Origin of the sequence: Mesorhizobium sp. M8A.F.Ca.ET.161.01.1.1 (genome assembly GCF_004792105.1) — a bacterium.
In the GTDB taxonomy this organism is placed as follows: Bacteria; Pseudomonadota; Alphaproteobacteria; order Rhizobiales; family Rhizobiaceae; genus Mesorhizobium.
This window is the reverse complement of sequence record NZ_SRTD01000292.1, coordinates 1-326: the sequence shown is the minus strand read 5'-3', so window position 1 is coordinate 326 and position 326 is coordinate 1. Positions and strand designations below refer to the sequence as shown.

Annotated in this window: 1 protein-coding gene; it reads right to left on the bottom strand. The window is 65.6% G+C overall.

Annotated elements, in window-relative coordinates:
• A partial coding sequence (locus EN804_RS35765) for a carboxyl transferase domain-containing protein (protein WP_281407933.1) occupies positions 1-326 on the bottom strand: 326 nt, incomplete at both ends.

Here is a 326-nt window from a genome sequence, read left to right as displayed (position 1 = left end):
TTCCTCTTCAGCGCTCCACTCGCCGCCATCGCGCTCTATGCCTTCGCGCTTGACTACGGCGAGCACGGGCGCCGCCTGCTCGCCGCCGATCACCGAAATACGGGCGTTCGGCCACATCCACAGGAAGCGTGGCGAATAGGCGCGTCCGCACATGCCGTAATTGCCGGCGCCGAACGAGCCGCCGACAATGACGGTGAGCTTCGGCACCCGTGCCGTGGCGACCGCCGTGACCAGCTTGGCCCCGTCCTTGGCGATGCCGCCGGCCTCGTACTTTCGCCCGACCATGAAGCCGGTGATGTTTTGCAAGAAAATCAGCGGAATGCCGC